Annotated in this window: 2 protein-coding genes and 1 pseudogene; all 3 read right to left on the minus strand. The window is 43.1% G+C overall.

The genetic code is table 11. The features are described from left to right. Positions 1-53: 53 nt before the first annotated feature. Positions 54-359: a hypothetical protein gene (locus A3762_RS18540; protein WP_068754865.1), complete on the minus strand. Its 306-nt coding sequence runs from the start codon at positions 357-359 to the stop codon at positions 54-56. Further along, a complete protein-coding gene (locus A3762_RS18545; protein WP_068754863.1) occupies positions 356-949 on the minus strand; it encodes a tetratricopeptide repeat protein in 594 nt (197 codons plus the stop codon). The genes A3762_RS18540 and A3762_RS18545 overlap by 4 nt, the downstream gene beginning before the upstream one ends. Then, positions 930-1,335: pseudogene (locus tag A3762_RS27785) on the minus strand (hypothetical protein); the annotation flags it as partial. The pseudogene A3762_RS27785 and the gene A3762_RS18545, both read right to left, overlap by 20 nt.

Consider the following 1,335-nt stretch of genomic DNA (forward strand, 5'->3'; position numbering starts at 1 on the left):
AAAAAACTTACTCCTTTTTTGTTATCTGTCGATCGATTAAGAGCAACTCAAATCTATTGTGATCCAAATGACTTTGGCATTTGGATGTAATGGTGAAAATAAACTTTACGCTTATGCTCATCCATCGAAATTGGCTTTAATACGTCAGGCATTGGCTCAGGCTCTAATTCGATCTTAGTTGGGTCCGCTGAGCCAGATATTCTCCATGGCAGCGCTAATTCGACTTTAGGTAATTCAGAATTACCAATGATTGAAATAGTCTTAATCTGTTCCGATGATTTGTCATTAGCTGTTGTAAAGCTGGCGTAGGATAGCATCAACACTAAAGAGCAAAACTGAATAATGTGTAATCCCTTCATGCAGATTTCCTTTTGAGCAGTCTAACCCACAACTTTACATGTTTTATTTGATCTTCTTGTGCTCGCCCGTCTGCTCCTTCCAAGAAAGCCAAGTAATGCTGCTCAGCTTTATCAAAATCAAACAGGTATAAATCATATATAACACCTAACCCGTAATGGGCATAAAGGGTATCTGGCGCTAGCGCTAATGCCTTGAGATAGGATTGCTCTGCGCGCTTAATTTGTCCTTGCGCTAACAATGCTTCTCCAAGAAAGCTGTGCGCTTGGGCTAGTTCGTCATTAATAGAAGTCGCACGTTCGAACTCTACAACCGCTTCTTTTGCTTTAGATTGTCTAAGTAAGGCCACCCCTTTATTAACATGCAGCTCAGGCAGTAAAGGGTAATCAACTAACAGCTTCTGAATAAGTGCTAGCGCTTTTTGGAACTGCTGCGCCTGCATTAACGACTGCAATCGCATGAAGCTCGCTTTATCTTTATCCGCAATCGAAACTGGAGTCCGAGGCTTAACAGAAATATCCTGGCTGACGTCTTTCGTGGCGCACCCACTGATACATCCAATCAAAAACAGACTAAAAATCAAATGTCGCATAATCTGCTCCGGTTACTGGCCGCTTGTACATACCTGGATTTAACTCTTGAAGTGCGTCATAGCTTGCTTTAACCCAACCACTGAGTTCGTGATTCGGACTCGCCTTAATGTTCAGCTCATGAAGTGCAATCGCTTCATCTTCGATTGGAATGGCTTGCTCTTCCAATAGGATGTCATACTGCTCTTGCTCTAAAGCATTTAAACCTTTCGGACGCTCGGATAGCATAATGTCATGCGCGAGAATCTGATATATATCCGCCATCGCAAATCGCGCCGCCTCTGTGTAGGTCTCGACACCAAACGCCACAACGCGTTTATACGCAACTGTACATTGATCTAGCTGCTTGGTTTTTGCGCGTAAGGATTTCGCAAACGGTTGCGACAAT

Source organism: Oleiphilus sp. HI0125, assembly GCF_001635355.1.

Coding starts and splice junctions, on each gene's coding strand:
- A3762_RS18545 (WP_068754863.1), bottom strand. CDS start 949: ATGCGACATTTGATTTTTAGTCTGTTTTTGATTGGATGTATCAGTGGG.
- A3762_RS18540 (WP_068754865.1), bottom strand. CDS start 359: ATGAAGGGATTACACATTATTCAGTTTTGCTCTTTAGTGTTGATGCTA.